Raw genomic sequence first — 12625 nt, 5'->3', positions numbered from 1 at the left:
CCCCAGGCGCCCCCGAAGCCCACGTGGGACCCCAGAAGGCCCGAACCGCCGTTCCCCTGGCTGCGCCCCACCATCCGCATAAGGCTCACGCTGCTGTACGGCGGCATGTTCCTGATCGCCGGCATCCTGCTGCTGTCGATCATCTACCTGCTCGCCGCCCAGGCGCTGAACACGGGCAACGAACCGCTGTTCAAGATCGTCGACGGCGATTCGATCAAGGTCACCAGCGACAGCTGCACCGCGGTGAACAACGCGAGCAACATCCCGCTGGCCCAGTTCAACGCCGCGATCAGCGAGTGCATCGACCACCAGCGCCAGGCGGCCCTGGACAACCTCCTCAGCCGCTCGCTGCTGGCCCTGCTGGGCCTCGCGATCATCGCCTTCGCGTTCGGTTACGCGATGGCGGGCCGGGTGCTGTCCCCCCTCGGCCGGATCACGCGCACCGCCCGCGCGGTGGCCGGCTCGGACCTGTCCCGCCGGATCGAGCTGGACGGCCCGGACGACGAACTCAAGGAACTCGCGGACACCTTCGACGAGATGCTGGAGCGGCTGCAGAGAGCCTTCACCGCACAGCAACGTTTCGTGGGGAACGCCTCGCACGAACTGAGAACGCCGCTCGCGATCAACCGCACGCTCCTGGAAGTCCATCTGTCCGATCCCGGCGCCCCCATGGAACTGCAACAGCTGGGCAAGACGCTGCTCGCCACCAACGAGCGCAGCGAGCAGCTCGTGGAGGGTCTGCTGCTGCTCGCCCGCAGCGACAACCAGATCGTCGAGCGCAAGCCCGTCGACCTCGCCGAGGTCGCCGAGCAGGCCGTCGACCAGGTGCACGGCGAGGCGGCCGCCAAGGGTGTGGTGATCCGCGGCGAACAGAAACCGGCGGTCGTCCAGGGCAATGGCGTCCTCCTGGAGCGCATCGCCCTGAACCTGGTGCAGAACGCGGTGCGCTACAACGTTCCCGAGGACGGCTGGGTCGAGGTCACCACCGAGGTGCAGCACGGCCATGCGGTGCTGGTCGTCTCGAACACGGGCCCGGTGGTCCCGGCGTACGAGATCGACAACCTCTTCGAGCCCTTCAGGCGGCTGCGTACGGAGCGGACGGGCAGCGACAAGGGGGTGGGCCTCGGCCTGTCGATCGCGCGGTCCGTGGCGCGCGCGCATGGTGGCCATATCTCGGCGCAGCCGCGTGAGGGGGGTGGACTCGTGATGCGAGTCACCCTGCCCATCTGAGATCATGTCGCCGACACACGAGGATGTTCGCTTTGCGCGGAATTTTCTGGCCGCTTCTCCGGCAGCCCCGTGTGTGATCGATCACAAGCGCGATTTTCGGGGCATCTACTCTCCGTGATCATGCACCCTGTCGGAAAGCCGGGAAAATCCGGGTTTTCGGGGGTCTTGATCACGGGAAGTACACGATGAGGTGCCTTTGAAGAGCGGCACGAGGACCGTGTACGGTCCCCTTCGCCATCCAAGCCGATCACTCTTGAGGGGTCCGGTTGGGTGTCGATTGAGTAACAGACCTTGATGTGAGGCAAAATCTCCGCCTCAGGTCGGGCACAAGTCCGGCCTCTCACGCGTTACGTGCGCTGGAGACACCGCAGACACCCAGAGGGGGAGAGCGCGACATGGCAACGGATTACGACACCCCACGCAAGACCGACGACGACGTCGACTCGGACAGCCTTGAAGAACTCAAGGCGCGTAGGAACGACAAGTCGACTTCCGCAGTGGACGTCGACGAATTCGAGGCCGCCGAGGGCCTTGAGCTGCCCGGAGCGGACCTCTCGAACGAAGAGCTGGCCGTCCGGGTGCTGCCCAAGCAGCAGGACGAGTTCACTTGCATGAGCTGCTTCCTGGTGCACCACCGCAGCCAGCTGGCCCGCGAGAAGAACGGCCAGCCGATCTGCCGCGACTGCGACTGAGGCGGGGTCGGCCGTGACTGGCTCGACCCCACCCTGGAAGCGCCGCTCCCTCCAGCCGGGAGCGGACGAAGGGCCGACAGACGGTCCTCATGGCGCGCGTGACGACGAGCGGGGCTCATCCGAACCTGGATCAGCCTCGCTCGAACCGGCGGCCGACCGGGCTGACCTCCCGGTGCCGGCGGGCGTTCCCGCAGCCGCCCCCGTCGCCAGACGACGGGCGGCGGTGATCCGGGACAAGGCCAGGGAAGGCGTCCGTAAGGGCGGCAGCCGGGCCAGGGCCGGTCTGGCGTACCTCGCCGACCGGATCATCGACATCGCCCCGCGGATCCCCGTACGGGACCTTCAGGCGCTTCGGCGACAGTTCCCGGGCCTCGGCCCCGAACAGCTCGCCGACAAACTGGTGGCGGGCGCGGCCAACGCGACGTCGACGGTCGGCGCGGGAATCGGTGCCGCGGCGATGCTGCCGGTGCCGCCGGCGATGCCCACCGAACTGGCCGCCGAGATCACCGGCGTCGCCGCGATCGAGCTGAAGCTGATCGCCGAGCTCTACGAGGTCTACGGCGCCCGTCCGCCCGGCGACCTCCGGCAGCGCAGCACCACGTATCTGAACTCCTGGTCCGGAGAGCGCGGTATCGACGTGACCAAGCCGTCGACCATGAGCGCCGCGCTGAACGGCCACATGAAGCGCGAGCTGCGCCAGCAGATCATGAAACGCATGGTCCGCGACCTGCCGAACCTGATGCCCTTCATGGTCGGCGCCGCCGTCGGAGCGGTCATGAACCGCCGGGACACCAAGAAACTTGCCGAGCGCATCCGCAAGGACCTGCGCAAGGCCCAGGTCCCGTGGGACGCGCTGCCCGAACTGCCGCCCCTGGAGACCCCGCCCGACCCGCTCCGGATGGGCGAGATCCCGAAGGAACTCGGTCGCTGAAGAGGTCCTAGACGGCTGCCGCCCGCGCGGTCTTCAGCGCCTCCGCCAGCCGCTCCGGCTCACGGGTCGACAGATACAGGTACGGCGTCGGGTCGTCCGGGTCGGTGACCTCGACGCGCAGTGCCCTCGGGATGTACGAGCGCAGCAGCAGGAAGGCGCGGGTGTCGGCCTTGTAGGTCCGCCAGGCACGCGCCTCCTCCGGGTCCAGGATCTCCGCCTCGCCCAGGGCCGTCACCGGGATCTTCGCCTCGCCCGCGATCAGCTGGTCGCCCACGATCCGGATGCGGAGCGAGCCGTAGGAGCTGGCCATGACGGATGCGGCCGCGGTGCCGCCGACCAGGCCGCCGAGCAGCGGCAGGGTGCCGAAGGGCAGCAGGATCAGGGCGAAGGAGACGCCCACCAGGAACGAGATGAACCACCACGAACGGGGGGCGGTGAGGCGCTCGTCGTAGGGGGAGGCGGAAAGCTGCATGGAGCCAAGCTTGGCACGGTGTCCGGAACATACCGACGCGCGGGTAAGGTCTGCGGCTGTGAGTGGTACTTCTCCAGCTCTTAAGCCTCCGTCCGACGCCGTGAAACCGGTGCGGCACCCTGACGCGCCCGCGCCGGGCGAGCTGCTCGGTGCGCACTACGAACAGTGTTTCGGGTGTGGCGGCGAGCAGCCGCACGGGCTGCACCTGGAGGCGCGGGCCGGTGAGGGCGTGACGATCACCGCCGAGTTCACCGTGCGGGCCGCCCACCAGGGCGCCCCGGGCCTCGCGCACGGCGGGGTGCTCGCCAGCGCGCTGGACGAGACCCTCGGTTCGCTGAACTGGCTGCTGCGGACGATCGCCGTGACCGGCCGCCTGGAGACGGACTTCGTCCGGCCGGTGCCCGTGGACACCGTGCTGTACCTGGAGGCCGAGGTGACGGCCGTGGCCGGCCGGAAGATCTACTCGACCGCCACCGGACGCATCGGCGGCCCCGACGGGCCCCTCGCCGTGCGCGCCGACGCCCTCTTCGTCGAGGTGAAGGTCGACCACTTCATCGACAACGGCCGCCCGCAGGAGATCCGGGCCGCCATGGACGACCCGGACCAGGTCCGGCGTACCCGTGCCTTCGAGGTGAACCCGTGAGCCGTAGCCCGCTGGACGTGTCGATCCGCCGCGTCGACCCGGACGTACCGCTTCCGTCGTACGAGCATCCCGGTGACGCGGGAGCCGATCTGCGGACCACCGAGAGCCGGGAACTGAAGCCGGGTGAACGGGCCGTACTGCCCACGGGGGTGTCTATCGCGCTCCCCGAGGGGTACGCGGCCTTCGTGCACCCTCGTTCGGGGCTCGCCGCCCGCTGCGGTGTTGCCCTGGTGAATGCCCCGGGGACGGTTGATGCCGGGTACCGTGGGGAGATCAAGGTGATCGTGGTGAATCTCGACCCGTACGAGCCGGTTCGGTTCGAGCGCTTCGACCGGATTGCCCAGCTGGTCGTCCAGCAGGTCGAGAGGGTCCGCTTCCAGGAGGTCGCGGAACTTCCCGAATCGGCGCGGGCCGAGGGGGGCTTCGGGTCCACCGGCGGTCACGCCGCCGTGGGCGGCACCACGGGTGGGAATCGATACGCTTCGGTCGTATCCGACCGGGAAGGACAGTGACGTGTTCGGACGTCGCAAGAAGGGCACTGCCGCCGAGGACGCGGCGAGCGAGGCCGAGCAGGTCGTCGACGACGTCGACACTGAGGCGGACGAGTCGGTCGAGCGCGTGAAGCTTGAGCCGGAGCCCCGCCCCGACGGACCCTGGGACGACTCGGAGGTCGGCGACCCCGCCGAGGGCCGGGTGGACCTGGGCGGTCTGTTCGTGCCGGGAGTCGACGGCATGGAGCTGCGGGTCGAGGTCGCGGGTGACGCGATCGTCGCCGCCACCGTGGTCCTCAAGGACAGTGCCATCCAGTTGCAGGCCTTCGCCGCTCCCAAGCGGGAGGGCATCTGGGGTGAGGTCCGCGAGGAGATCGCCAGCGGCATCACCCAGCAGGGCGGCATCGTCGACGAGGTCGAGGGGCCGCTGGGCTGGGAGCTGCGCGCGCAGGTTCCGGTGCAACTGCCGGACGGCACGGGCGGTTTCCAGGTGGTGCGGTTCGTCGGTGTGGACGGTTCGCGCTGGTTCCTGCGCGGGGTGATCTCCGGGCAGGGCGCGGTGCAGCCGCAGGCGGCCGGGCTGCTGGAGCAGATCTTCCGGGACACGGTCGTCGTGCGCGGCGAGGGCCCGATGGCGCCCCGCGACCCGATCGTCCTGAAGCTGCCGAACGACGCCCAGATGGTTCCTGAGGGCGTCCAGCAGGAGGAGGCGGGTTCCCGCTTCTCCGGCGGCATGGGCCAGCTGCAGCGCGGGCCGGAGGTCACCGAGATCCGCTAGCGGGCCGGAACAGACGAAAAAGGGCCGCATCCCTCGCGGGGTGCGGCCCTTCGTCGTGCGCGCACTCTTGACGGCTCATTGGTCCGTACCTATGGTCTCGGCTCAACGCCCAAGTTCATGAGGGTGCTCTGTGTTCACATACGAGAACGGAGTCACCGTGCGCCGCGCTGCCCTGCTCTCCGTCGTCACCGCCCTGGTCCTGGGCTTCTTCGCCCAGCCCGGCACCGCCGCCCAGGCGGCCCCCGCCACCTTCGTCCACCCCGGAGTCGACGTCTCCCGGAGCCAGCTGGACTTCGCCCGCACCGAGGTCCTCGCCGGCGCCCAGCCCTGGAAGGGCGCCTACGACCAGATGATGGCCAGCTCCTACGCGAGCCTGACCCACACCCCGAAGCCCAGAGCCGTCGTCGAGTGCGGCTCGTACTCCAACCCCAACTACGGCTGCACCGACGAGCGCGAGGACGCGATCGCGGCCTACACCGACGCGCTCGCCTGGTACATCACCAAGGACGCGCGCTACGCCCAGAAGGCCATCGAGATCATGGACGCCTGGTCGGCCACGATCACCAGCCACACCAACAGCAACGCGCCCCTGCAGACCGGCTGGGCCGGCGCGTCCTGGCCCAAGGCCGCCGAGATCATCAAGTACACGTACACCGGGACGTGGACCAACTCGGCCCGCTTCGCGACCATGCTGCGCAACGTCTACCTGCCCGAGATCATCAACGGCTCCAATTCCAACGGGAACTGGGAGCTGACGATGATGGACGCCGCCGTCGGCATCTCCGTCTTCCTGGAGGACAAGACGTCGTACGACAAGGCCATGGCGATCTTCCGGACACGCACGGCCGCGTACATCTACCTCGCCTCGGACGGCAGTGTGCCGAAGACCGTGCCGAGCCAGAACCTCGACACCACGGCGAAGATCGTCAGTTACTGGCAGGGCCAGTCGACCTTCGTCACCGGGCTCACCCAGGAGACGTGCCGCGACTTCACGCACACCGGGTACGGTCTCTCGTCGATCTCGCACGTCGCCGAGACCAGCCGGATCCAGGGCACCGACCTCTACGGCACCGACGTGGGGGAGCGGCTGCGGCAGGCGCTCGGGTTCCAGGCCAAGTACCAGCTGGGGACGGCCGTGCCGAGCTGGCTGTGCGGCGGGTCGCTGACCCTCGGGCTCGGGCCGGTCACCGAGGTCGGCTACAACGCCCTGCACAACCGCCTGGGCATCGCGATGACCAACACCCAGACGCTCACCCTGAACAACCGCCCGGCCGGCAGCAACAACCTCTTCGTGGCCTGGGAGACCCTCACCCACGGCGACAACCCCAACTGAGCACCGCCGCGCCCTGATGCCCGTACCGTGCCGTACGGGCATCAGGGTTGCGTCAAAGACGTTCCGCACCGTGCCCGTCATCCCATTTGTCAGACTTATTGGCCGTAAGGTCGACGCTGCGTACAGAGCTGTGACGGGAAGACAATGAGGCCATGGGACGCGGCAAGCTTCGGATCTACCTCGGCGCGGCACCGGGCGTCGGCAAGACGTACGCCATGCTGTCCGAGGCCCACCGCAGGGTGGAGCGGGGCACCGACTGCGTGGTCGCCTTCGTGGAGCACCACGGGAGGGCCCGCACCGAGGTGATGCTCCACGGCCTGGAGCAGGTCCCGCGCGCGGAGCTGGCCTACCGGGGGACCGTCTTCACCGAGATGGACGTCGACGCCGTGCTGCGCCGGGCCCCCGCCGTCGCCCTGGTGGACGAACTCGCCCACACCAACATCCCGGGATCGCGCAACACCAAGCGCTGGCAGGACATCGAGGAACTCCTCGCGGCCGGCATCGACGTCGTGTCCACCGTCAACATCCAGCACTTGGAGTCGCTCGGCGACGTTGTCGAGTCGATCACCGGGGTCCGGCAGCAGGAGACCGTGCCCGACGAGGTCGTCCGCCGGGCCGACCAGATCGAACTCGTCGACATGTCGCCACAGGCGCTCCGCCGCCGCATGGCACACGGCAACATCTACAAGCCCGACAAGGTCGACGCGGCCCTCTCGAACTACTTCCGGCCCGGAAACCTCACCGCCCTGCGGGAGTTGGCGCTCCTGTGGGTGGCCGACCGGGTCGACGAGTACCTCCAGGAGTACCGCAGCGAGCACCAGGTCTCCGCGATCTGGGGTTCCCGTGAGCGGATCGTCGTAGGACTGACCGGCGGCCCCGAAGGACGGACGCTGATACGGCGGGCCGCGCGGCTCGCCGAGAAGGGGGCCGGCGGCGAGGTGCTGGCCGTCTACATCTCGCGCAGCGACGGCCTGACCTCGGCCTCCCCGAAGGAACTCGCCCTCCAGCGCACCCTCGCCGAGGACCTCGGCGGCACCTTCCACCACGTCGTCGGCGACGACATCCCGGCCGCGCTGCTCGACTTCGCGCGCGGGGTGAACGCCACGCAGATCGTCCTCGGCTCCTCGCGGCGCAAGACCTGGCAGTACGTCTTCGGGCCGGGAGTGGGCGCAACGGTCGCCCGCGAATCGGGGCCCGACCTGGACGTCCACATCGTCACGCACGAGGAGGTCGCCAAGGGGCGCGGGCTGCCCGTGTCCCGGGGCGCGCGGCTCGGGCGGGCCCGGATCGTCTCGGGGTGGCTGGTCGGGGTCATCGGGCCGGTGGGGCTCGCGCTGCTGCTGAACGCCGTCCATCTCGGGCTCGCCAACGACATGCTGCTGTTCCTGTCGCTCACGGTGGCGGCGGCGCTGCTCGGCGGGCTGCTGCCGGCGCTGGTCTCGGCGGCCCTCGGCTCGTTCCTGCTGAACTACTACTACACGCCCCCGCTGCACCGGCTGACGATCGCCGACCCCAAGAACATCGTCGCCATCGCGATCTTCGTCGGTGTCGCCGTGTCCGTGGCCTCCGTGGTGGACCTCGCCGCGCGACGCACCCAGCAGGCCGCCAGACTGCGCGCCGAGTCCGAGATCCTGTCCTTCCTCGCGGGCAGCGTGCTGCGCGGCGAGACCAGCCTCGAAGCGCTCCTGGAACGGGTCCGGGAGACCTTCGGCATGGAGTCCGTCGCCCTGCTGGAGCGCAAGAGCGACGTGGACCCCTGGACCTGCGCCGGCCGGGTCGGCGTGGGAGCGCCGCTGGAGCGGCCCGAGGACGGCGATGTGGACATGCCGGTCGGCGACCACATGGCCCTCGCGCTGACCGGCCGGGTGCTGCCCGCCTCCGACCGCCGGGTCCTCGCCGCCTTCGCCGCCCAGGCCGCCGTAGTCCTGGATCGCAGGCGCCTACGGGAGGAGGCCGACCAGGCCCGCGCGCTCGCCGAGGGCAACCGCATCCGTACGGCCCTCCTGGCGGCCGTGAGCCACGATCTGCGGACCCCGCTGGCCGGCATCAAGGCGGCTGTGTCGAGTCTGCGGTCCGACGACGTGGCGTGGTCCGAGGAGGACCAGGCCGAACTCCTGGAGGGCATCGAGGACGGCGCCGACCGGCTCGACCACCTCGTGGGCAACCTGCTCGACATGTCCCGCCTCCAGACCGGCACGGTCACGCCGATCATCCGCGAAATCGACCTGGACGAGGTCGTGCCGATGGCGCTGGGCGGGGTCCCCGAAGGCAGCGCGGAACTGGACATCCCGGAGACGCTGCCCATGGTGGCCGTCGACCCGGGGCTGCTGGAGCGGGCAGTGGCCAACCTGGTCGAGAACGCGGTCAAGTACAGCCCGCCCGGCGAAACCGTCCTGGTGTCCGCCAGCGCCATCGCCGACCGCGTCGAGGTACGGGTGGTCGACCGGGGCCCGGGAGTCCCGGACGCGGCCAAGGACCGCATTTTCGAGCCCTTCCAGCGCTACGGCGACGCCCCGCGCGGCGCCGGAGTGGGACTCGGTCTCGCCGTGGCGCGCGGCTTCACCGAGGCGATGAACGGCACCCTGAACGCCGAGGACACGCCCGGCGGCGGCCTCACCATGGTCCTCACGCTCCGCGCGGCGGACGGCATCGTAGAAGGCGCGCATGACGTGTTTGACGTACAACCGGAAAGGCAGGCCTCATGACCAGGGTCCTCGTGGTCGAGGATGAGCCGCAGATCGTGCGGGCCCTCGTGATCAACCTCAAGGCGCGGAAGTACGAGGTCGACGCGGCCGCCGACGGCAAGACCGCCCTCGATCTCGCCGCCTCCCGCCACCCGGACGTGGTCGTTCTCGACCTGGGGCTGCCCGACATGGACGGCGTCGAGGTGATCCGGGGGCTGCGGGGCTGGACCCGGGTGCCGATCCTGGTGCTGTCCGCGCGGCACTCCTCCGACGAGAAGGTCGAGGCGCTGGACGCGGGCGCCGACGACTACGTCACCAAGCCGTTCGGCATGGACGAGCTGCTGGCCCGGCTGCGGGCCGCCGTGCGCCGGGCCGAGCCCACCGGGGGCGGCGAGGACGACGTCCTGGTCGAGACCGAGGAGTTCACCGTCGACCTGGCCGCCAAGAAGGTCCACCGGGACGGGCGGGACGTACGGCTCACCCCCACGGAGTGGCATCTGCTGGAGGTGCTGGTGCGCAACACCGGGCGGCTCGTCAGCCAGAAGCAGCTGCTCCAGGAGGTGTGGGGGCCGTCGTACGGGACCGAGACGAACTATCTGCGCGTCTACATGGCACAGCTGCGGCGCAAGCTGGAGACGGACCCGGCGCATCCCCAGCACTTCATCACGGAGCCCGGTATGGGCTACCGGTTCGAGCGCTAGGGCCGTGGGTACGTTGCTGTCAGTGGACCCCGGTACGCTTCAGATATGAGCGCTGTCCCTCGTTCCGAAAAGCCGGCCGGACGGTTCCGGCGCATGCTCGACCGGCTCTCCACCTCGCAGGAGGACCTGGAGTCGGAGGAGCTGCGTGAGGACGCCGAGACCGAGGGCTGTGTCCGGATCGGCGACTGCCACGACCGACAGATCGTGACGGTTACTGGTACCTTGCGCACGGTCACGCTGCGCCCCCGGGCGGGGGTGCCGGCCCTGGAGGCCGAGCTGTTCGACGGTTCGGCCGCGCTGGACGTGGTGTGGCTCGGCAGGCGCTCCATCGTGGGGATAGAACCGGGGCGCAAGCTGATCGCGTCCGGCCGGATCTCGATGAGCAGGGGCCGCCGTGTGCTCTTCAACCCGAAATACGAACTGAAACCCCTCGGACGGGAGTAGCCGGTGACGTCGCTCGACAAGCCGACCGCGGACACCGTGGACGCCGAAGACAGCGAGCAGGATGTCCGGGCGGTGACCGAGGCGGCCCTCTTCGAGGCGTTCGGCGGACTGCGCGGCATGATCGAAACGGTCCTGCCCGGCCTGCTCTTCGTCAGCATCTTCACCGTCAACAAGAACCTGCACTGGTCGGCGATCGCCGCGCTGGCCGTGGCGCTGGCCCTGGTCGTGGTCCGGCTGGCCACCCGGGACACCGTCAAGCACGCCTTCAGCGGCGTCTTCGGCGTCGCCTTCGGTGTCGTCTTCGCGATGATGACGGGCAACGCCAAGAACTTCTACCTCCCCGGCATGCTCTACACGCTGGGCCTGGCGCTCGCGTACATCGTCACGACCCTCGCCGGCGTCCCGCTGATCGGCCTCATCCTCGGCCCGGTCTTCAAGGAGAACCTCTCCTGGCGGACCCGCAACCCCGGCCGCAAGAAGGCCTACGCGAAGGCCAGTTGGGCCTGGGGCCTGATCCTGCTCGCCAAGTGCGCGATCCTCTTCCCGCTCTACTGGTGGGCCAACACCGCCCAACTCGGCTGGGTCCTGGTCGCGTTGAAGATCCCGCCCTTCCTCCTCGCCGTCTGGCTCACCTGGGTCTTCCTCGCGAAGGCGCCCGCGCCGATCGACGTGTTCGCGGAGATGGAGGCGGAGGAGCAGGCCGAGAAGGACCGCAAGGCCGCGGCCGAGGCCACCGGCGAGACAGAGGACGCCACGTCGGGACGGCACCGTCGCGACGCATAGTTCTTGGTTACGACGAGGAAGGGCGCCCTGAGATCTCAGGGCGCCCTTCCTCGTCGTAGACGTCTGGCGTATCAGCTCGCCGCGTCCTCCCGGCGCACTGACAGCAGGTCCTCCAACTGCTCCTCACGCGCCTGAGCCGCCACGAACAGCAGCTCGTCGCCCGCCTCCAGCGAGTCCTCGCGGGACGGCGTCAGCACGCGCGTGCCGCGGATGATCGTGACCAGGGACGTGTCCTCGGGCCATTCCACGTCGCCGACCTGGGTGCCCGCGAGGGCGGACTCCTCGGGGAGGGTCAGCTCGACGAGGTTGGCGTCGCCGTGGCTGAAGCGGAGGAGGCGGACGAGGTCGCCGACCGACACCGCCTCCTCGACCAGGGCCGACATCAGGCGGGGGGTGGAGACGGCCACGTCGACGCCCCAGGACTCGTTGAAGAGCCATTCGTTCTTGGGGTTGTTGACGCGGGCGACGACGCGCGGGACGCCGTACTCCGTCTTCGCGAGGAGGGAGACGACGAGGTTGACCTTGTCGTCGCCCGTCGCGGCGATCACGACGTTGCAGCGCTGCAGCGCTGCCTCGTCCAGGGACGTGATCTCGCAGGCGTCGGCCAGCAGCCACTCCGCCTGGGGGACCCGCTCGACCGAGATCGCGGTCGGGGCCTTGTCGATGAGAAGGATCTCGTGACCGTTCTCCAGGAGCTCTCCGGCGATCGAACGACCGACCGCGCCGGCTCCGGCAATGGCGACCCTCATCAGTGACCGCCCTCCTCTTCGGGACCCTTGGCGAACGCAGCCTCGACCTTGTCGACCTCGTCCGTACGCATCATCACGTGCACGAGGTCGCCCTCCTGCAACACGGTCTGCGAAGAGGGCAGCATCGCCTCGCCGAGCCGGGTGAGGAACGCCACGCGGACGCCCGTCTCCTCCTGAAGCTTGCTGATCCGCTGGCCGACCCAGGCGGCCGAGGCGTGCACCTCGGCGAGCTGGACACCGCCGGTGGGGTCCCGCCACAGCGGCTCCGCGCCCGAGGGCAGCAGCCGGCGCAGCATCTGGTCGGCGGTCCAGCGGACCGTGGCCACGGTGGGGATGCCCAGGCGCTGGTAGACCTCGGCGCGGCGGGGGTCGTAGATACGGGCCGCGACGTTCTCCACGCCGAACATCTCGCGGGCCACGCGCGCGGAGATGATGTTCGAGTTGTCACCGCTGGAGACGGCCGCGAACGCGCCCGCCTCCTCGATGCCGGCTTCGCGCAGGGTGTCCTGGTCGAAGCCGACCCCGGTGACCCGGCGGCCGCCGAATCCGGGGCCCAGCCGACGGAAGGCGGTGGGGTCCTGGTCGATCACGGCGACCGTGTGCCCCTGTTGCTCCAGGGTCTGGGCGAGAGCGGAACCCACTCTGCCGCAGCCCATGATGACGATGTGCACGACCGTCCTTCCGGTGTCCTGAA

The 12625-nt window shown here is 69.6% G+C and carries 14 protein-coding genes; 11 read left to right on the top strand and 3 right to left on the bottom strand.

Annotated features, from left to right (window positions below; all coding sequences use genetic code 11):
* The 3 genes from AC31A1_RS10610 to AC31A1_RS10600 form a co-directional block, all read left to right on the top strand.
* On the top strand, positions 1-1230 hold a 1230-nt coding region (locus AC31A1_RS10610; protein WP_489653020.1), incomplete at its 5' end, for a sensor histidine kinase.
* Between the two features lie 395 nt (positions 1231-1625).
* The gene (locus tag AC31A1_RS10605) at positions 1626-1922 is read left to right on the top strand and encodes a DUF4193 domain-containing protein (protein WP_005481602.1); all 297 of its coding nucleotides are present in this window, start codon (positions 1626-1628) and stop codon (positions 1920-1922) included.
* 13 nt (positions 1923-1935) lie between these two features.
* Positions 1936-2853, top strand: coding sequence for a hypothetical protein (locus AC31A1_RS10600; protein WP_489653019.1), 918 nt, complete (start codon positions 1936-1938; stop codon positions 2851-2853).
* 7 nt (positions 2854-2860) lie between these two features.
* On the opposite strand, the gene AC31A1_RS10595 is transcribed toward AC31A1_RS10600, so the two are convergent.
* Positions 2861-3325 (bottom strand): DUF3093 domain-containing protein, encoded by a 465-nt coding sequence (locus tag AC31A1_RS10595; RefSeq protein ID WP_366493333.1) that lies wholly within the window; start codon positions 3323-3325, stop codon positions 2861-2863.
* Positions 3326-3383: 58 nt separating this feature from the next.
* Between AC31A1_RS10595 and AC31A1_RS10590 the strand changes: the two genes are divergently transcribed.
* The 8 genes from AC31A1_RS10590 (at position 3384) to AC31A1_RS10555 (ending at position 11182) form a co-directional block, all read left to right on the top strand.
* Positions 3384-3968, top strand: coding sequence for a PaaI family thioesterase (locus AC31A1_RS10590; protein ID WP_393753270.1), 585 nt, complete (start codon positions 3384-3386; stop codon positions 3966-3968).
* Complete coding sequence (dut, locus tag AC31A1_RS10585) at positions 3965-4480, top strand: dUTP diphosphatase (protein WP_489653018.1); 516 nt, start codon at positions 3965-3967, stop codon at positions 4478-4480. Before AC31A1_RS10590 ends, dut begins: the two co-directional genes overlap by 4 nt.
* Before the next feature lies 1 nt (position 4481).
* The gene (locus AC31A1_RS10580; RefSeq protein ID WP_393753268.1) at positions 4482-5237 is read left to right on the top strand and encodes a DUF3710 domain-containing protein; all 756 of its coding nucleotides are present in this window, start codon (positions 4482-4484) and stop codon (positions 5235-5237) included.
* Between the two features lie 157 nt (positions 5238-5394).
* Positions 5395-6570 (top strand): alginate lyase family protein, encoded by a 1176-nt coding sequence (locus AC31A1_RS10575; RefSeq protein ID WP_489653017.1) that lies wholly within the window; start codon positions 5395-5397, stop codon positions 6568-6570.
* Between the two features lie 152 nt (positions 6571-6722).
* Entirely contained in the window at positions 6723-9275 is a 2553-nt protein-coding gene (locus AC31A1_RS10570; RefSeq protein WP_489653016.1) for a sensor histidine kinase, read from the top strand.
* On the top strand, positions 9272-9955 hold the full coding sequence (locus AC31A1_RS10565) for a response regulator (protein ID WP_489653015.1): 684 nt from the start codon (positions 9272-9274) through the stop codon (positions 9953-9955). The genes AC31A1_RS10570 and AC31A1_RS10565 overlap by 4 nt, the downstream gene beginning before the upstream one ends.
* A gap of 45 nt (positions 9956-10000) precedes the next feature.
* Positions 10001-10399: an OB-fold nucleic acid binding domain-containing protein gene (locus AC31A1_RS10560; protein ID WP_078652621.1), complete on the top strand. Its 399-nt coding sequence runs from the start codon at positions 10001-10003 to the stop codon at positions 10397-10399.
* A gap of 3 nt (positions 10400-10402) precedes the next feature.
* Positions 10403-11182, top strand: coding sequence for a DUF3159 domain-containing protein (locus AC31A1_RS10555; RefSeq protein ID WP_489653014.1), 780 nt, complete (start codon positions 10403-10405; stop codon positions 11180-11182).
* Between the two features lie 71 nt (positions 11183-11253).
* Here AC31A1_RS10555 and AC31A1_RS10550 read toward each other — a convergent pair whose 3' ends face one another.
* Both AC31A1_RS10550 and AC31A1_RS10545 read right to left on the bottom strand, forming a co-directional pair.
* A complete protein-coding gene (locus AC31A1_RS10550; protein ID WP_019061074.1) occupies positions 11254-11931 on the bottom strand; it encodes a potassium channel family protein in 678 nt (225 codons plus the stop codon).
* A complete protein-coding gene (locus AC31A1_RS10545; RefSeq protein ID WP_033283949.1) occupies positions 11931-12602 on the bottom strand; it encodes a potassium channel family protein in 672 nt (223 codons plus the stop codon). Before AC31A1_RS10545 ends, AC31A1_RS10550 begins: the two co-directional genes overlap by 1 nt.
* Positions 12603-12625 lie beyond the last annotated feature (23 nt).

Source organism: Streptomyces sp. P5F9, from assembly GCF_057961495.1.
This window is presented reverse-complemented; position numbering and strand designations above follow the sequence as displayed.